This is a genomic window from Sanguibacteroides justesenii (assembly GCF_003204205.1).
Classification (GTDB): domain Bacteria; phylum Bacteroidota; class Bacteroidia; order Bacteroidales; family Marinifilaceae; genus Gabonibacter; species Gabonibacter massiliensis.
This window is the reverse complement of the sequence record NZ_QJPL01000001.1, coordinates 232,570-250,573: the sequence shown is the minus strand read 5'-3', so window position 1 is coordinate 250,573 and position 18,004 is coordinate 232,570. Positions and strand designations below refer to the sequence as shown.

The 18,004-nt window shown below is 42.3% G+C and carries 19 protein-coding genes, 1 tRNA gene and 2 pseudogenes; 13 read left to right on the top strand and 9 right to left on the bottom strand.

The genetic code is table 11. The features are described from left to right. Positions 1-143: 143 nt before the first annotated feature. From DMB45_RS01140 to DMB45_RS14975, 4 genes and pseudogenes are all read left to right on the top strand, one after another. Complete coding sequence (locus DMB45_RS01140) at positions 144-779, top strand: zinc-ribbon domain-containing protein (protein WP_237143266.1); 636 nt, start codon at positions 144-146, stop codon at positions 777-779. A gap of 39 nt (positions 780-818) precedes the next feature. Further along, complete coding sequence (locus tag DMB45_RS01135; RefSeq protein ID WP_041503869.1) at positions 819-1,580, top strand: hypothetical protein; 762 nt, start codon at positions 819-821, stop codon at positions 1,578-1,580. 244 nt (positions 1,581-1,824) lie between these two features. After that, positions 1,825-2,301 (top strand): zinc ribbon domain-containing protein, encoded by a 477-nt coding sequence (locus DMB45_RS01130; RefSeq protein ID WP_200889853.1) that lies wholly within the window; start codon positions 1,825-1,827, stop codon positions 2,299-2,301. A 33-nt stretch (positions 2,302-2,334) separates the two neighbouring features. After that, positions 2,335-2,400: pseudogene (locus DMB45_RS14975) on the top strand (zinc-ribbon domain-containing protein); the annotation flags it as partial. 14 nt (positions 2,401-2,414) lie between these two features. Here the strand turns inward: DMB45_RS14975 and DMB45_RS14820 are convergent. Further along, complete coding sequence (locus DMB45_RS14820) at positions 2,415-2,726, bottom strand: hypothetical protein (RefSeq protein WP_235375094.1); 312 nt, start codon at positions 2,724-2,726, stop codon at positions 2,415-2,417. 75 nt (positions 2,727-2,801) lie between these two features. Here DMB45_RS14820 and DMB45_RS01120 point away from each other — a divergent pair, with 75 nt between their 5' ends. Next, positions 2,802-3,890, top strand: coding sequence for a zinc ribbon domain-containing protein (locus tag DMB45_RS01120; RefSeq protein ID WP_110688371.1), 1,089 nt, complete (start codon positions 2,802-2,804; stop codon positions 3,888-3,890). A 97-nt stretch (positions 3,891-3,987) separates the two neighbouring features. Here DMB45_RS01120 and DMB45_RS01115 read toward each other — a convergent pair whose 3' ends face one another. Continuing rightward, on the bottom strand, positions 3,988-4,776 hold the full coding sequence (locus DMB45_RS01115) for an NYN domain-containing protein (protein WP_041504085.1): 789 nt from the start codon (positions 4,774-4,776) through the stop codon (positions 3,988-3,990). Between the two features lie 156 nt (positions 4,777-4,932). On the opposite strand from DMB45_RS01115, the gene DMB45_RS01110 reads away from it, so the two are divergent. Next, entirely contained in the window at positions 4,933-5,790 is an 858-nt protein-coding gene (locus DMB45_RS01110; RefSeq protein WP_041504086.1) for an AraC family transcriptional regulator, read from the top strand. A 111-nt stretch (positions 5,791-5,901) separates the two neighbouring features. Here DMB45_RS01110 and DMB45_RS01105 read toward each other — a convergent pair whose 3' ends face one another. After that, entirely contained in the window at positions 5,902-6,258 is a 357-nt protein-coding gene (locus tag DMB45_RS01105; protein WP_041503872.1) for a winged helix-turn-helix transcriptional regulator, read from the bottom strand. 151 nt (positions 6,259-6,409) lie between these two features. Here DMB45_RS01105 and DMB45_RS01100 point away from each other — a divergent pair, with 151 nt between their 5' ends. Then, positions 6,410-6,937: a DJ-1/PfpI family protein gene (locus DMB45_RS01100; RefSeq protein WP_041503873.1), complete on the top strand. Its 528-nt coding sequence runs from the start codon at positions 6,410-6,412 to the stop codon at positions 6,935-6,937. Positions 6,938-7,064: 127 nt separating this feature from the next. On the opposite strand, the gene DMB45_RS01095 is transcribed toward DMB45_RS01100, so the two are convergent. Next, positions 7,065-7,325, bottom strand: coding sequence for a hypothetical protein (locus tag DMB45_RS01095; protein ID WP_146216405.1), 261 nt, complete (start codon positions 7,323-7,325; stop codon positions 7,065-7,067). Between the two features lie 286 nt (positions 7,326-7,611). On the opposite strand from DMB45_RS01095, the gene ung reads away from it, so the two are divergent. Further along, positions 7,612-8,274: a uracil-DNA glycosylase gene (gene ung, locus DMB45_RS01090; RefSeq protein WP_041503875.1), complete on the top strand. Its 663-nt coding sequence runs from the start codon at positions 7,612-7,614 to the stop codon at positions 8,272-8,274. A 127-nt stretch (positions 8,275-8,401) separates the two neighbouring features. Here ung and DMB45_RS01085 read toward each other — a convergent pair whose 3' ends face one another. Next, a complete protein-coding gene (locus DMB45_RS01085; RefSeq protein ID WP_041504087.1) occupies positions 8,402-9,181 on the bottom strand; it encodes an alpha/beta fold hydrolase in 780 nt (259 codons plus the stop codon). Positions 9,182-9,289: 108 nt separating this feature from the next. Between DMB45_RS01085 and DMB45_RS01080 the strand changes: the two genes are divergently transcribed. After that, positions 9,290-9,562: a zinc ribbon domain-containing protein gene (locus DMB45_RS01080; RefSeq protein WP_041503876.1), complete on the top strand. Its 273-nt coding sequence runs from the start codon at positions 9,290-9,292 to the stop codon at positions 9,560-9,562. A gap of 138 nt (positions 9,563-9,700) precedes the next feature. After that, positions 9,701-9,774: transfer RNA gene (locus tag DMB45_RS01075), tRNA-Asp, on the top strand. A gap of 275 nt (positions 9,775-10,049) precedes the next feature. On the opposite strand, the pseudogene DMB45_RS14815 reads toward DMB45_RS01075, so the two are convergent. The 4 genes and pseudogenes from DMB45_RS14815 to DMB45_RS01055 all read right to left on the bottom strand — a co-directional run. After that, positions 10,050-10,214 (bottom strand): annotated as a pseudogene (locus tag DMB45_RS14815) (ribosome small subunit-dependent GTPase A); the annotation flags it as partial. Next, positions 10,211-11,062 carry a class I SAM-dependent methyltransferase gene (locus DMB45_RS01065; protein ID WP_082027487.1) on the bottom strand — a complete coding sequence of 284 codons (852 nt, stop codon included), beginning with the start codon at positions 11,060-11,062 and terminating at the stop codon, positions 10,211-10,213. The pseudogene DMB45_RS14815 and the gene DMB45_RS01065, both read right to left, overlap by 4 nt. Positions 11,063-11,568: 506 nt before the next feature. Further along, the gene (locus DMB45_RS01060) at positions 11,569-12,471 is read right to left on the bottom strand and encodes a hypothetical protein (RefSeq protein ID WP_041504088.1); all 903 of its coding nucleotides are present in this window, start codon (positions 12,469-12,471) and stop codon (positions 11,569-11,571) included. Positions 12,472-13,060: 589 nt separating this feature from the next. Next, complete coding sequence (locus DMB45_RS01055) at positions 13,061-13,669, bottom strand: MarC family protein (RefSeq protein ID WP_041503880.1); 609 nt, start codon at positions 13,667-13,669, stop codon at positions 13,061-13,063. A 254-nt stretch (positions 13,670-13,923) separates the two neighbouring features. Here DMB45_RS01055 and DMB45_RS01050 point away from each other — a divergent pair, with 254 nt between their 5' ends. The 3 genes from DMB45_RS01050 to DMB45_RS01040 all read left to right on the top strand — a co-directional run bounded on the left by DMB45_RS01050 (position 13,924) and on the right by DMB45_RS01040 (position 17,952). After that, positions 13,924-14,319, top strand: coding sequence for a hypothetical protein (locus tag DMB45_RS01050; protein ID WP_041503881.1), 396 nt, complete (start codon positions 13,924-13,926; stop codon positions 14,317-14,319). Between the two features lie 61 nt (positions 14,320-14,380). Then, entirely contained in the window at positions 14,381-15,004 is a 624-nt protein-coding gene (locus tag DMB45_RS01045; RefSeq protein ID WP_041503882.1) for a DedA family protein, read from the top strand. A gap of 5 nt (positions 15,005-15,009) precedes the next feature. Beyond that, entirely contained in the window at positions 15,010-17,952 is a 2,943-nt protein-coding gene (locus DMB45_RS01040) for a calcium-translocating P-type ATPase, PMCA-type (RefSeq protein ID WP_041503883.1), read from the top strand. Positions 17,953-18,004 lie beyond the last annotated feature (52 nt).

Sequence of the window (18,004 nt, the reverse complement as noted above, 5' to 3'; positions counted from 1 at the left end):
AAACAAATAGCAGGCTTACGGAAAAAGACGGATTATCATGCTTTGTGGGGCGGTATGCTGAATAGTGGCACCCGCCGCTGCACAAATACAGAATTAAAAAAAATCGAAACGAAAGGGCATTGAAAAAGTAATAGACAAGTAGTATGACGATAACCCAAAAGAAGAGCGACGGCAAGGAATACATGAGAACAACCGAAAAAACTCAGATAAATAACAATCTTAAACCTAAAAATATGGCTTATTGCAACAATTGCGGAACACAACTCGCCGAAGGGGCAAAATTCTGCCCCTCGTGCGGAAATCCGGCAGGAGCGACCGCAGCCCAAGAAAACCGACAACAACAGTCCGAACAGCAGTCACGACAAGCAGGACAGCAGGGGCATTCCGAAAACAAATTTGCCGCCGCCATGAACAACGCGGCGGATAACACGGCAGAGTTCGATCCGAAAGACATCGAGCAAAACAAGGGAATGGGCGTGTTGGCCTACCTCGGTATCCTGGTACTGATTCCCATTTTCGGAGCGAAAGACTCGCCTTTCGCCCGCTTCCACGCCAATCAGGGGTTGGTACTATGCATCGCTGCCATCGTGTACGGCGTGGCATACAGTATTCTGACCACGATCATCCTCGCCATATCGTGGCGGCTCTACCTCGTGGTGAGCCTTATCGGCTTGGTAGGAATCGTATTTTTAGTACTGGCTATTATCGGCATCATCAACGCGGTAAACGGGCGGGCAAAAGAATTGCCCCTGATCGGAAAATACAGGTTATTGAAATAATAGCCTTACGATGTTTAACCCTTATTAAATTACAAAACTATGAAAACAAACATTTTTAAAGGTATGCTAATCCTCGTGGGATTACTTATCGTGTCGTCAGCAGGTATGGCACAAGTGAAAAAAGCACAAAAGACGCAAGTGAAAAAAGAAATCAAACAAATTAAACAATTAGACAAAAGTGACTTCCTCAAGAAAAAATCCGTACTCCTAAGAGCACCAAGGATTATTGCTACAGCCGGAGGTAGCATCATTATCGTTCCTTTCGAGAAGTCGACGGACGAAAAGACAAAAAGACAAAACTTTCTGAATCGTTGGGCAAAATACAACTTAGAAGGGGATAACAGCAATCCGGCGGGAAAATATTATCCCACGTGGCGGTATGCAACGGTTCCCTGCAGAGCAGGATATCGCCTGCCGACTTTCGAGGAAATAAAGAAATTATTGAGCGAATACACCATCCACATTAAACAGGATCTTGGAAAGAATCCGGGAGGCAAGAACGGACTTTGGATCGGTATGGATGAAGAGACCTGTAAAAAAGCCGACAAAAATAATTTTAACGGATGCGTGTTCCTGCCGGCTACCAATTTCTATTCCGAACCTTACGGATGGAGTAATACGCTCCAAGATTACGGTTTCTATATGACATCGAGTATTATTAACTCCAATTCAAGGCCCATGCTAAAAGCCATGTGCATTTTTATGGGGTTAAACTTCAATTGTCACGAACATGGTTATATGGCCAGGGAACCGAATTCTCTGTATAAAGATTACCTATTTGTCCGCCCGATAAAAGAGTAACAAAAATCCGGTGAAAGCCCGTCATGCCCATTGAAAGTCAAAAGCCAAAAACGGTAGCGTCAATGCCGCGGACGAAAGGGGCGTTTCCTTCGCCCGGAAATGCCCCGTACAACGAATGAAAACGAATAACATCGATCGGATAACGAAAGGAGGCGATTCCCCGAATATACGGCAAAAGTAAAAAAGAGAAACAGACTAAGGGCTATCAAACCATCGAAAAACACCATCGAAACCAAGAAAAATTATGGGAGATAAATTAACAGGTATAGCAAAAGGGTCGTCCGGTTTCGTACCACAGAACGCCCCCGACGTGAAGATCTTCAATGCGCAAACCGAAATCAGAGAACTGACTGAAAAAATGGAAAAAGCGTATGCCCGGTTGGGACGACAGGTGTATGAATCGGACGGAAGCGAAACCTTCCCCGAGACGAAGACCGAACTGGAACTGTTAACCGTCAACCGCCAGAAAGCCGAACGCCGTTTGCAGGAAGCCCGTGATGAAAAAACCGCTCGCGAGCGAGCAGAGAAAAAAGAGAAAGAAGAGACAATACTCATCTGTCCCGCCTGCGGAGCGGCAAACCCGAAAGGAACCAAGTTTTGTCAGGAATGCGGCATCAGACAGCCTGTAACGGCAACCAAACGCTTCTGTACCGATTGCGGTACGGAAATAGCGGAAGGCAATCGTTTTTGCGGAGCGTGCGGAGTAAAAGTCTCGGAATAAGTATCAACGTATTAATCATGGAGGAAACGAATTATGGCATTTTGTACAAATTGCGGAAAACAAGTAGCGGACGGAGTGAAATTCTGCACCTCGTGCGGGACTCCCATGGCATCCTACATACCACCGACACCACCACCGGCACAGACGGCTCCCCCGCAAGCGGCACCCGTACCACAACAACCCGTGTACGCTGTTCCGGTAACGGGCCGGCAGGAAGAACCCATCTCGACGGGCGAATATATCGGCATTTTCCTGTTGATGATCGTACCGATAGTCAACCTGATTTGCCTCCTCATCTGGGCATGCGGCGGATGCAAAAAGGTGAACAAGCGCAACCTCGCCCGCGCCATGTTAGTATTGATACTGATCGTCACCGCCCTGACCGTTCTGCTCGTGCTGGCAGGCAGTTTACTGTTCGGCGACATGTTCAACGAATTAAAAGAATTAAGCACTCAATTGGAAGGAATCTCCACGCGATAAACAAATAACGAAAAAATACGATGACAATTAAAGAAATTTACCTGAAAACCCTCGTCTTCGGCTGGATAAAATTGGGATTGGGGATACTGAATATCGGGATCGCCCTCCTGCTGTTTGCCCTGTTGATGGGTATCTCCGTACTCTTCGAGAGCAAGGGGAGTGTAGCTATCCTGTTTTTTATCTGGCTTGCCCTCGTCGGCATGATCAATTTCGTATTGAACCATTATATAGGTTATTTAGTGAAAGCGGGCCACGTAGCCGTCATCTCCAATGCTTTCAAACAGGGGACAATACCGAACAATCCCGTGACCGTGGGCAAAGAGATGGTAAAAAAACGTTTCGGGACCAGTAACGTATACTTTGCCCTGGATAAGTTAGTGGCAGGATCGGTAAAGCAATTGCAACGTACTTTAGGGCAATTGACAGACAGCCTCTTCGGTGCTATTCCCGGCATGGACAGCGTAAAGAGTTTAACCAATCTTTTTCTGGACATCTCTTTAGGGTATATCGACGAATGTTGCTTAGGCTATACCTTCTATCAGGATAAACAAAACCCGTATAAAAGTGCTGCCGACGGCGTAGTCATTTATGCCCAAAACTGGAAAACGCTACTAAAGGATTCGACTAAAACAACCGGAGTAGTCATTCTTTCTCTCACGGTAGTGACTCTCGCAGCGTTCATCATTTTTGGGGGCCTATTCCATCTGTTCGGCTGGAGCGGTTTCGTGGCGTTCGTTCTATCGATCTTATTTGCCTGGTCGGTAAAGTACGCCTTCATAGACAGCTGGATTTTAGTGAAGATGATGAGTAGTTATATGCAGGTCGCCCCCACAACGGTCATCACATTCGATTTGTACGGAAAACTGAGCGGATTCTCCGGCAAATTCAAGGAGTTGTTCCGCAGAAGCAGCGAAAGTTACCCTCAACCGAAGAGCGACACCGGACAACCCGCTACAACAACAGAAACAACGCAGGTTGTTCCGGCTGCCGACACTCCCATTCCCCCGAAGGACGCTCGCCGTTTCTGCCCTTCATGCGGCAATCCGCTGACCGAAGGCAAAACATTTTGCGGGAATTGCGGGACACGGATCGGCATATCGCCGGGATAAAGCGGGTCGATTCAGTATGTTTGTTCTGTTAACTGTATATCACTTTTATACCATGCGGCAGAACATGCCTTTTCGCGGACATTATTGCCGCAAAAGCTTATTTCGAATTATCCTTTAATCTTACCAACGGATGATTCAGTCCGTTGACGATATTCTTTATCACCTTGTATTTTTTAATACTTTCCATCAGTTTCGTCAGATTTGAAAAACCGTATGTCCTGGGGTCAAAACTCGGATCAATTTTTCGTAAATTCATTCCGACATTCGCGATATAGGCCTCCTCGTCCTCATTGGTCGAAATTTCAAAAGCCTTATCAATAATATCCCTGGGCAAGCTCTCCCTCGTATTCTTTTCCTTAGCGGGCGGCTCCTCCTGTACCGAACTTTTAGGAGTATTTCTTTTAGTCGCTTTGGGTTTTTGTTCCGCCTCCGCCATTTTTACCTCTTGCTTAATCAAGTTTTCAGAGAAAGTAAATATTTCACAAGATTGAACAAAGGCCACGGGAGTTTTCCTTTCTCCGATACCCATAACAAAAAGCCCTTCCTCCCGGATTCTTTTAGCTAAACCGGTATAATCGCTATCACTCGATACGATACAAAACCCATCGCAATTTTTGGCATGAAGGATATCCATAGCATCGATGATCAACGAACTGTCCGTTGAATTTTTACCCGTTGTATACGAAAATTTCTGAACAGGATTAATCGAATATTCATTGACAATATCTTTCCAACTATTCATCTGAGGTTGAGTCCAATCCCCGTATATCCTCCGTATGGTAGCCTTGCCATACTTAGATACCTCCTGCAACACCTCCTTAATCAACTTTGCCTGTGCGTTATCTCCATCGATTAGAACGGCAATATTAAATCTTTGATTCTTCATATTCATGAACATTTTATACTTTCAAACTTACAATATTTATGTTAATAACCCTAACCATTCACCTATTTTCTTTCCGAGAAAAAACATTTTAGCAAGAACGGACAAGTGGGATGAAGGGGAGTAACATATATTTGTAACGTGAAATACGATTAAATGATGAAACAAAAGAAAACGACACGGGAAGAGTATCAAAAATGCGTGAATACCGTTATAGATTATATCAATTTGCATCTCGGCGAAGAGATCGATGTGAAATCATTGGCCAAAATTTCACATTTCTCCTCTTTCTATTTTCACCGCATCATGACAGCTTTTTTGGGCGAACCCATCGGAACGTTCATCGTCCGGACACGAACCGAAGCAGCCGCTCGCTTATTACGGTACTCCGATTTACCGGTAGCCGATATAGCCTATCGCATCGGGTATTCCACGCCCTCTTCTTTATCTAAAGTATTCAAACAATTTTACGGTATTTCACCTATTGAATATCGAAACAATAAAAATTTTGTCATTATGAAACCAGCCATGATCAGACCGGACTTGGAACTGCAAAAAGAGATCAGAGAGCTTCCCGCTCGAAATGTAATCTATATTCGCCTGTTCGGAGACTATAAACTAAACGATTATTGCGGTACCTGGCTCCGTTTGTTCCAATTCGCCGAAGAACACAACTTACGGGCAAACGATCCCTCCCCACTCTGTATTTATCACGACGACCCGAAAGTTACCCCGGTAGAAAAATTACGGACGGATGTTTGTATGGTATTACCCGTTGCCGCTATCCCAAAAGGAGATATCGGTTCTAAACAGCTTCCCGCGGGACGATACGCGACCTTTCTTTACAAAGGCCCATATAGTAATCTGCAAGCCGTGTACGATACGATTTACGGAAAATATTTGCCGGAAATGGAATGTACACTCCGAGAGGAAGCGAGTGCCGAACGTTACTTGAACGATCCTTCCCGCACCGCACCGGAAGACCTATTAACGGAAATCTATATTCCCGTGGAATGATTGACAATTCTAAACTATAGATTGTAAATTAGAAGATTAGATAATGATGAAATTCTGTGATTCAGAAAATAATCACAGAATCTTTTAATTATTGAATCAATAAGTCTCTTTTTATTTTCTTTTTTCCAATATCCGGGACATATTTTGCATGGCCCAATCCACCAAAGCATTGATATGAGGTATAAGGCTGACTCCCATCGGGGTCAGACTATATTCGACGCGCGGAGGTACCTCCGCGTAAACCTTTCTTCGAATCAGCCCGTCTTGTTCAAGGGTCCGCAAGGTAACGGACAACATTCGTTGAGAGATATCGTCTATCGTCTTTTGAATCTCGTTGAAGCGCATCGTACCGTTAGCCTGCAAAGTTATCAACACCAATACGGACCATTTATCCCCAAAACGACAAAGGATATCCCTGACCGGACAATTCCCCGTAGAATGAAAATTTTTTAATTTTTTTTCGTCCATAAAAACGTAATAATGAATATTAGTTACTTACAGGTAAGTACATTACAAAAACGTTCGTTCTTGTTTATTTCAAATTACATACCTACTTTTGCTTTACAAAAGTAATAAACTTACGAATAATAACTATTATCTCGTTTAAAAAATTAAAATCATGGAAAAGAGAGTCGCCGTCATGGCAGTAAATCCGGTAAACGGTTACGGATTATTTCAATACCTGGAAGCATTTTTTGAAAACAAAATCCCCTTCACGGTTTATGCCGTGGCAGAATCGAAAACAATCAAAACAAATTCAGGCCTTACCTTGGTAACAGACGGCGTAATTGCCGATCTGAAAGGACATTCCGGAGATTATGAAGCATTGGTTTTTTCCTGTGGTGATGCCATGCCCACATTCGCTGAGAATATTTCTAAAAACTACAATCAGGATATGCTTGCCGTTATCAAAGAGTTCGGCGAAGCCGGAAAATTAATCGCAGGTCATTGCGTAGGCGGTTTACTGTTTGATATCGCCGGAATAACAAAGGGACGCACGGTTGCAGCACATCCTTTCGTTCAATCAGCGATAAAAGGAGGCAAAGCCACGAATGAGCCTTATGCCATAGATGGTAAATTATACACGGCCCAAACGGAGAACACATTAAGCAGCCTGATAGCGTTGTTGGTTTCCGTCTTAAAATAGAGAAGTAAGGGGAACCCCTACTTCCCTGCATAATTTCAATACGGCAAATTCTTCTGTCGTTTCAGTAGTAACACTCTATTACAAACCCTACCCACCGAGAGCATTTAAACGAAAGAGCATACAAAGCTCAAATATCCATGCCGCTTTTCTTTTTTAGAGTTTCAAGGGCCCTTTGGTAAATATCAATATAGGTATCCAAAAAAGTTATAAATACTTCCCGATTCTCGAAAGATTCATTTTCCCAATCCCGATTTTTTACTTCCGGCATGTTCAATATTTTCTGTACCTGACTGATCTCAAGCATTATTTCCAATTCCTCAAACGAATAACGTTTGATCCGTACGATCAATGAAATCAGATGTGCCATTTTTTCTTTATAGGTATCCATAACTGTCTCCATTAAAAATTACAACCAACTGACTTTATAAAACAATAACTTGAACCTGTCCAAGCGACCTTTCATTTACCTAACCGCACTTTTACAAAGTAAACAAAAAAAAAGGATAATCATAACTTTTTCACTCTGTTTTCAGAAAATCGGCTCCAATTCTATTGAAAACAAATCTGGCATCTGTTCTTTTCCATAATCTTTTCTTTATTATGATTTGTTATTTATCTTTGCTAACAGTTAATTCTCCCGAAGCTTCAGGAGAGAACATGACAAACGATCCGTTATGAACGTAAAGATAGAAGAGAGCTGGCGTCAACGCCTACAGACAGAATTCGAGAAGCCCTATTTCGAGAAGTTAACCCGCTTCGTAAAAGAGGAGTATGCCAAATACACGATCTTCCCGCCGGGAAAATATATTTTCCACGCCTTCAATACCTGTCCGTTCGACAAAGTGAAGGTCGTCATCATCGGGCAAGATCCTTACCATGAACCGGGACAGTACTACGGATTATGTTTCTCTGTCCTCGATGGTGTCCCCTACCCTCCCTCTCTGATTAATATTTTCAAAGAGATTGAAAACGATCTGGGTAAACCGATGCCCACTTCCGGAAGATTGGAAAGATGGACCGAACAAGGAGTATTACTGATCAATGCCATACTCACGGTCAGGGCCCATCAGGCAGGTTCACATCGGGGAAGAGGATGGGAAGAATTTACCGATGCCGTAATCAGGCATATCAACGACGAAAAGGAACATGTCGTTTTTATGCTATGGGGGGCCTATGCTCAAAAAAAAGGAGCCTTTATCGACAGGAACCGGCATTGTGTACTCACGGCCCCACATCCCTCGCCGCTATCCGCAGACAGGGGCTTTTTCGGGTGCAAGCATTTCAGTAAGGCCAACCGTTACTTCAAAAGTCACCATTTACCGGAGATCGAATGGTAACCCGCCCGGAGACCGATAATCCATTCCTTATCCCCAAACCATGTTTTCATTCCGCAACGATACACCTTTAAAACGTCTACTCTTTGCATTTGCCTTTTTAGTTGATATTGCAACGTAACATTCAGTATTATAATACAATAGACTTCAATAAGTCATAAAAAGATTCGCATACCTCTTCTTCCTTAAAAGGCGAATGACCGCATCGAGGTAATACGATTTTCCGAAATTTTATATTTGCCCGGAACAAAGGTTCGATTACGCCTTCCAACGGATGCGGATCCATCTCCCCATGAATCACATATACCGGACATCGAACACGAGACAATAAATTCTTCCACCTTCCGTCTTTTCGTATTTTCTCCGCCTCCCGCCAAACGGAAGAATACATCTTACCATCGACCGGCAGAATATCACGTTTGTCCTCTTCAGTTTCCCGAAACCGGTAATGATCGCTTTTTACAACCAATCTCTCCAACTCCATCAGAACGTCGTCCCGGTTGTATCCTCGTTCCAACTTACCGACAAGCAAATCCCAATAAGTACCCTCCTCTTCTGAAAGTTTTTTTTTCCGTCGTTCGGATATCAATGAGACATACTCCTCCTCGAAAGGGGCACACCCGACCAGTATCAATTGTTTAACCTTTCCCGGATAGCGAACGGCAAATAACAAAGCAAGCCATGCTCCCCATGAATGCCCCACAAAAAAAAGAGGTTCGTTGGTATAGGTCTCGACCTGTTCTTTTAATTCTTTTATCAACCCGTCAACGGTATATTTAGATTGAATAGGTTCAAGCACGCCCACACTCGACGATAAATTACGGGCTATCGCGGCGACATCTCCCAATGCTCCAGGTCCCCCGTGGACAACGACTACCCGATAAGGCTCTCGACCGTATTTCCTAACCATCAGTTTCTGTATTATTCCCAACAAATATAAACTTTCACAAAACAGCATCCCACTATTTTAAAAATAATTCTATATTTGTAGAGAGAACCGATTAAAAATGAAGGAACAATGACAATGCAAATATGCCAAAGCTGCGGGATGCCCATGAACGCGGATAGTGATTACGGAACCAATCAGGACGAGAGTAAAAACAGAGAATATTGCTGCTACTGTTTTCAAGAAGGTCGTTTTACCAAAAATGTCACGATGGAACAAATGATCGAAGAGTGTGCCGACTACGTGGATGAATTCAATGCCGGAAGCGGACTAAATTATACCCGGGAAGAAGCTATTCAGGAGATGAAAAAATACTTTCCGAATCTTAAGCGCTGGCAAAAATAATTAGCGGAATAATTATTTTCAAGTCATACCGTTCGTGAGTTTCTCTATACAAACAAGAAAAAAGAGACTCCATTTTGGTAGAATCAAAAACAAGCATTATATTTGCACCCGCAATACAAAATTGCTCTTTAAAATTTTGGTGTGGTAGTTCAGCTGGTTAGAATACATGCCTGTCACGCATGGGGTCGCGGGTTCGAGTCCCGTCCGCACCGCAAAAAAACTCTAAGTTAGTTAAAGTAACGACTTAGAGTTTTTTTATAATAAGATACGCTTGCGAAATCATCCGTTTACTTGTCATCGTGTTTTTTCCGTATAATAGATAATCATTTGATCGTTCACGCAAATATAATGGCGGAGGTATTCGAGAAGAATACCTCCGCCATAAAATCGAAATCAGAAATTCCCTTTCCGTTTCTTCACTTCATCCACGAGTTTTAAAAATGATTTATCCTTTTTACGCTTTTCATGCTTCGAAACAGAGAAGCGCCATGCTTCCCGTCAGTTCGCATCGAAACAGCCCATTTTCGGAAATAATCTCGTAACAAGTGCGGTGCACGACGGTCACACGAGCAAGAGTAAGAGCTCTACGCGTGGATTCTTGTTTCAGCCGGTTTAACTCATCGTTCCAACCACACGTATTTAAATCAGTCATAATCCGATCTTTTTTGCAATGTAAAATACATAACCGTAAAACTCCTTATACCGGTAGTACAACCCCTCCTCATAACGTTCAAAAGCAACAAATCCTTCGGCGGCCTTATTGCCGGCATATTTTTTTAAGAATAATTCCCGAACAGAAATCTGCGGAATGTAATAATGTTCCGTCCAGCAATTTTCCGGCAGGACAAAGCTGGCAACAGGAATATAACCGGCTTTCTGAATCTGGGCTATTTTACGGGGAATCGTATCTACCTCCGGATAAGCCTCCATCCAAAAATCACTGATTTCTGCCGGACGTTTCTCGGTGAACCATGATACTTCCGAAACGGCAACATATCCTCCCGGTTTAAGAAACTCTCGCCATTCGTTCAATCCACGCTCAAAGCCGATATGATAAATCGCTCCTTCCGACCAGATCAGGTCCAATTCTTCCTTTCCGAAAGGAAGATTATCCATGGAGCCGACCCTCCCTCTCACTCGATTTTGCAACCCCAATCTCTCGGCATTCCGATTGAAGATACGGATGAAATCTGGACACAAATCCAACCCGGTAATTTGCCCCTGAACTGACCCGGCAAGTGTCATTGTCTGCCCTCCCGTACCGCAACCGATGTCCGCAATAAGGGATTTATCGGTAAGGTTATCTATAAAACTCAATGCTTTAAGAGTTATTTCAGGACTTCCGGGTCCTTGACGTTCTGTATTTGAAAAATAATCACAGATCAAATTATAGTCGAATTCGTAAATAGACTCATTAAACGAGGAGGAAGCAAGTGCGTTCGTCTGGCCGGACATGAGGTCGCCGGAGTTGTTTCCAATTGTTTTATTTTCATTACTCATTATCTGTATGTATGTAGCATACCAGCAAAAACATAACTATGCTTTCATCATTGTACGCAAATTAAAAACTGAAATTATATATAATGGAAATGACCCTCGAAAAGGTTATCCGAGAGCAACGAAAGGACAATCTGTACGGTAAGTGCAGATTGTTTACGACACCAAATCCGATTTATGTAAAATTTTTACCATGTCGTAAAGGTAAGAAATATTTTGTTTGACTAAAAATATATCACAAACAAAAAATCACGGCTAAATATTACCCTGATTATGGATTATACCTCAAAATCGTGCTCTAACAAGCATGGAAGGCCGAATGACATAGTGGCGGCAAAAGCCGGAAGACCCCTGGCTACCAACGACATTATAAACATGTAGCCGAATAACCCGAGCGAGCAGCCTGAGGTATAAACCCATACTTGGGTTAGTATGCTTTGCGGCCTTATACAAAAACGAGATTAGACCCTCTCTACCGAGACTATTGAGTTTCCGCTTCTATCAACATATCACAACAATCCATTGAAACGATTCAATACGCAAAAAATTTCACCCAAAGCCAAACCGCCATTAAAAGCAACCGCATAGTTCTGGATATCGCTCACATCTTCATCGAAATGTCCCAAGCGATCGGTTATCGGTGAAAGAAAAATGACCGGACACTCCGTAGAAACCCTGACTATACCATGGGTAGTCTCGATAGACTTCAACTCGTAACCCAATGGAGCGATCGACTCGAAATGTTGCTTAGCTATCTTATCTTGATTATCGTATTCCCGGTAATCCGTAATATTAATAGAACTTACAGCAGAGAAGCCGGGTAATATTTCACAGGTAAATCCCCAGGTTGCCGGAGCATTGGAAGGCGTGATGAACTTTTTTACGGCAGCAGGTCCGCATTCCCGATTAATGGTATCGAGTAAAGCGGAGCTTATGTGCCCGGTAAGTAATTGTCCATCGTAAGGGGTCTGCAAGTTACTTTCGGGATTATCCGGATGACCGTTATGAATAAAAAAGTTCGTTCCCAAATATACCGATCCGTTTGCCGAAAACCTCGATCCTTCCTCTACCGGATAATTGGCTGTACTCACGCTAATAACCAGTTGGGGATTGCATTTGGCAATAACGGACGGTAAAATCCGATATTTTTCCTCGGAACTGGAACTATTTACTTCCGGAGACATCAGATCCTCGATACACCAAATGGAAATTTCAGTGCAATTCCGCTTATCGGGTGATAAACGAAAAATAGCCCGAGGCGTATCCATCTTATTATCGCCATCCTTGGGGGTATCGATATACTCCGGAAAAGGAAGAGTAATAGGACGTAACTTAGGGTTTGTCAATGCACTCAATACCGGTTCTATTTCCCAATTTTTATTCACCAACACCATAACGATTTGCTTGCTCATAACACCTTTATTTTTAATTATACATTTACTTCTATTCATAACTTTTTCTTTTCGAGAAAAGCAATCCCGATCCACTCGGACCTATATTCCTTCCGCCTCGATAGGAAAGACACATCAGTCGAAACAGAAAACAATTTATCTCAAAACAACATAACAAATTTATTATCAATATCATAAAAACTAAATTTCCAAATATAGAATAAATAACAAACAAGATAAACTTATCACATCAATGAATGTAAAAATACGTAATCAATAATTTGATTGCAAATAATTAAGCCAATATTTATATTATTTTGGAATAATAACAATCAGCATGTATCTATTTTGATATAAAAATAAGGCATATTTCTTTTAAAAAAGAAATATGCCTTATATGACTTCATTCTTTTTCCTCTCGAAAATAGTTATAGAGCTACGTATGCTTCTGGTGTAGATTTTTCCCACGATAGCATTGATGTTGTAATCAGTTCATTGGTATTCCACCACATTGAATCGTTCGAAGATGTATGTAAAAAAGTCATTCCGAGAACGGTGAATGAGTTACGCGGAACGATGACGCTACTTATCTCTGTTCTTAAAAAGTAAATCAAGAGGACAATCCTTTGATAAAAAGAGTAATACCATCAAAAATCATCTGTAGACCGATGGTTGCCACAATTAAGCCGATAATCCGGATCAAGGGATTCATAAAATTATATTTTATCAAAAAATTCCCGATCCGTCGAGCTTCCAGCATAAAAAACAGATTTACTCCCAAAGCAAGAAGGATGGCAATAATGGTAATCTCCCTACCGTATTGTACGGGAAAGGTTACAGCAGCCGTAATCGTAGCCGGACCAGCAATCATGGGAATCGCGATCGGGACCGTTGTCAGGTCGGCAATTTTTATATTTTCATCGACTTTCAGGAAAAATCCCTTCAGCAGACCGGATAAACCGTTATACATCAACACGGCACCGCAGGTAATCTGAAAAGAGTACAGCTCTACCCGAAATACATAACTAAACGTTATCTCTCCCAAAAACAGGAAAAAAATCAAGATCATGGCTGCCGTAATCGTTGACTTGATGGAGATATATCGTAATTCTTTAGGAGAAAACCGCTCTTGCAAGGTCGTAACGATCAAAACTTTTTGGACGGGATTGACCAAAGCCAAAAGAGCGACAATACAACTCAATATCAATTTTACTGTCATAATAATCCTTATTTACGCGAATGACAATTACGTTTGCCTTTTGCAAAGGTAGGGATAAATTACCCATTCCCTATACTTATGTTCAAAAATCATTTAAGCCCACCCTGTTTTACACTTGCAGTTCTCCTCCTTCCCAACCCCTATTAATAAACAAATAAAATTAAAATTAACATAAAGTTCATTTGATAAAATAAAAAGCTATGCAGCAATCCGAAATAATATATTACTTTTGAGATCGGAATTTTACGAAAGCAATGGGAAAGTTTGTATTTTTATACCTGATTATTATTCTATCTTTTTCAGTGACCGATATTTTTTCGGACTCTTTTGAGGGTTCAAAAAATAAAATGGACGAATTGTTCGACTTAGAACAACTCTCCTCGTTAGACTCCGAATCCATTTCCATACATCCCTATTCAGAACAACACGGGATCACGTCAAAAGCAGGTCTAAAGAGTTCCACCAACCGAAGAATCGGTTGGTATAAAACTTCTCAATTTAAATCAATAAACCGGGAAACTATCATTCAATCCAAAGTTTTCTCTTTTCTCGAACGTCTGTCTTTCAAAAGAGAAAATTATATCCATGTGCTCGCGTCTCGTCATATAAACGGATTTTATATTTATTCGCTGAAAAAACTCATCGTATGACAAGGGTTCCCTCTTTTTACGAGCGATGTTGAACATAAGTAATAAGCGAAATAAATGATTTATGACAGATGGACTTCAGACCATTCTCGATTGGTATCTTCAAAATATAAACTATTGGAGCATCATTATGTGTATGACTATTGAAAGTTCCATACTCCCGTTTCCAGCCGAATTGATCATCCCTCCTGCAGCATGGAAAGCCGCAAACGGAGAATTGAACCTGATCGGCATCATTTTGACAGGAAGCGTAGGGGCCGTTTTAGGAGCTCTGTTGAATTACCTTCTTGCCTACACATTAGGTCGAAATTTTATTTATACCTTTGCCTCTACCAAATTCGGTAAATGGTGCATGATTTCAAAAGAAAAAATAGAACAATCAGAACAATACTTTCTCAAATATGGCAACAGTTCTACATTTATAGGGCGGTTGACTCCCGGAGTCAGAAGTTTTATTTCCATTCCGGCAGGTCTTGTAAGAATGCCTTTAAAAAGTTTCATTATCTACACCTTCCTCGGAAGCTGTGTCTGGAACACTCTCCTCGCTTTGGCGGGTTATTTTTTATATTCACAACAGGAGTTATTGCAACACTATTTTATCGAATTAAGTATAATAACCTTAATCATAGGAATAGTCTTTTGGGGATTTTTAATCATACGCGGTATTCGTAACAAAAAAAATAAATAAGCAGCATGGAATCAAAAAAACATTATACAGGTTTAACCGACGCACAGGTGATAGAAAGTCGCCGAAAACACGGGGCAAACATATTGACACCTCCCAAAAGGGAATCCCTGTGGCAAATATTCATCGATAATTTTAAAGACCCTGTCATCCGTATTTTATTGATAGCCGTTTTTCTGTCCGGAGGCATTGCCATCGCCATGTACCTATCGGAAGATGTCATCGAAATCGCAGAAACTATCGGTATTGCAGCAGCCGTATTACTGGCAACGGGAGTTGCGACCTGGTTTGTTTGGGATGCCAACAAAAAATTCGATGTTTTGAATCAGATAAACGACGATACGTTAGTCAAAGTCTTCCGGAATAAAAATGTTCGGGAGGTTCCTAAAAAAGAGATCGTAGTGGGAGATATCGTTATTCTGGAACAAGGAGAAGAAATCCCCGCGGACGGAATCTTACTGGAGGCTGTTTCCTTACAAGTAAATGAATCCAGTCTTACGGGTGAGCCCATGACTGCCAAAAGTGTAATAGAAGAAGAATTCGACCGGGAAGCTACCTACCCTACCGATCATGTTATGCGCGGCACAACGGTAGCCGACGGACATGGCGTCATGGAAGTGACTGCCGTGGGAGACCAGACAGAGTTCGGTAAAGTCGCCGAAAAATCTACAGAAAAAAGCGAAGAACAGACTCCTTTGGACAAACAATTAGAGGTACTGGCAAAATTTATCGGTATCGTCGGTTTCTGCGGTGCAATCGTGACCTTTACGATTCTTTTCATAAAAGGGCTTTTTTTCAACCCGGCGTTTCCTACCCCTTCTTTAGGACAACTGGGACTGATCGGAGCTGTCATTATTACGGCTGTCATCATGTTGGCTAAAGTATGGATACCTGTCATATACGATGTGTACGAATTACGGGGAATAAAAAAAGAGATGCCCGCATCCGTTGAAAAAGGAAGCTGGGGACGATGGATACTGTATGCTTTGACCGCTTTGGTTATCCTGTTGGGTGTCGGATTATTATTCGGGGTAAAACCTTGGGATCCACATGCATGGGTATCTCTGAGCGTAGGTAAAAAGATACTCTCGGCCTTTATGGCTTCCGTCACGCTGATTGTCGTAACTGTTCCCGAAGGCCTGCCGATGAGCGTTACCCTCAGCTTGGCATTAAGTATGCGTAAAATGTTAAAATCAAACAATTTGGTAAGAAAAATGCATGCCTGCGAAACCATGGGTGCTACCACGGTTATTTGCACGGATAAAACAGGTACTTTGACCCAAAATCAAATGACTGTTTACCAAACTAATTTTTACGGTTTGGAAGAACAGAAGACCGGCGATAACGAAATAACCCGGCTTATATTCGAGGGTATTGCCGCCAACACAACGGCTTTTCTCGATTTATCCGAACCGGGAAAAATAAAAACACTGGGAAATCCTACCGAAGCGGCTCTTTTACTTTGGCTAAACCGACAACACACCGACTATTCCGCACTAAGAGAAAACGTCCGCATTATCGATCAATTGACCTTTTCGACAGAACGTAAATACATGGCAACACTCGTGGAATCCTCCCTGATCGGGAAACGTGTATTGTATGTAAAAGGAGCTCCGGAAATTGTTTACTCTCATTGCAAAAACGTACAAACAGCCGGTGGTCTGAAATCAACGGCAGATTTCCAAACGACGGTAAATACGCAATTATCCGAATATCAAAAACAGGCGATGCGTACTTTAGGTTTCGCTTACCAGATTATTGACGATAACGACTCTCATTTCCATGAAGGACGTCTGTACCATACGGAATTAACTTTTTTAGGCATCGTCGCCATATCGGATCCCATACGGAAAGAGGTTCCCGAGGCTGTAAAACGATGTTCCGAGGCCGGCATCAAAGTCAAAATGGTGACGGGTGACACTCCCGGTACAGCAAAAGAGATCGGTTCACAAATCGGTCTATGGACAAAGCAAGATACCGAACGGAATCACATTACCGGCAGCGAATTTGCTCAATTATCCGATAAAGAGGCATTGGAACGCATTCTGGACTTAAAAATCATGTCCCGCGCCCGTCCGACAGATAAGCAACGTTTGGTACAGTTGTTACAGCAAAAAGGGGCCGTCGTGGCCGTCACCGGAGACGGAACGAATGATGCTCCCGCCTTGAACCACGCTCACGTGGGCCTCTCCATGGGTAGCGGTACTTCCGTTGCTAAAGAGGCCAGCGACATTACGCTGTTGGATGACTCGTTCAGCAGTATCGCGACAGCCGTTATGTGGGGACGTTCCGTGTATCAAAACATACAACGTTTCATCCTTTTTCAGTTAACCATTAACGTGGCAGCTTTAATCATCGTGTTGCTCGGATCTCTATTGGGTTCCGAATTACCACTTACCGTCACTCAAATGTTATGGGTAAACTTGATCATGGACACTTTTGCCGCAGGAGCTTTGGCCTCACTTCCTCCCAATCCGGAAGTAATGAAAAGAAAACCGAGAGATTCGAACGCCTTCATCATCGTTCCTCAAATGAGAACGTTGATTTTAGGAACAGGCTTTATATTTGTTATCATCCTATTGGGACTTTTGTACTACCTGTCAAACTACGCCGGAGGCATAGACGCCGATACTCCGGAAGGTCTACGAAATCTAACCCTATTCTTTACGGTATTCGTAATGCTTCAGTTCTGGAACATGTTTAACGCCAAAACCTTTGGAACAAACAACTCCGCCTTTAAAGGATTACTTAAAAGCGAGGGTTTTCTTATTGTGGGATTGGCTATCGTTATCGGACAAATATTAGTTGTCAACTGGGGTGGAAGCGTGTTTAGAACCGTTCCCCTAAGCTGGAACGAATGGATATGGATTACTCTCTCAACCTCTTTCGTTCTATGGACCGGCGAACTATTCAGAGCTTTAAAACGAATAAAAGAAAAAACATTACATTAAAATGAATCTCATAATACATAAACAGTTGTTATATCAAATACGGAATAACATC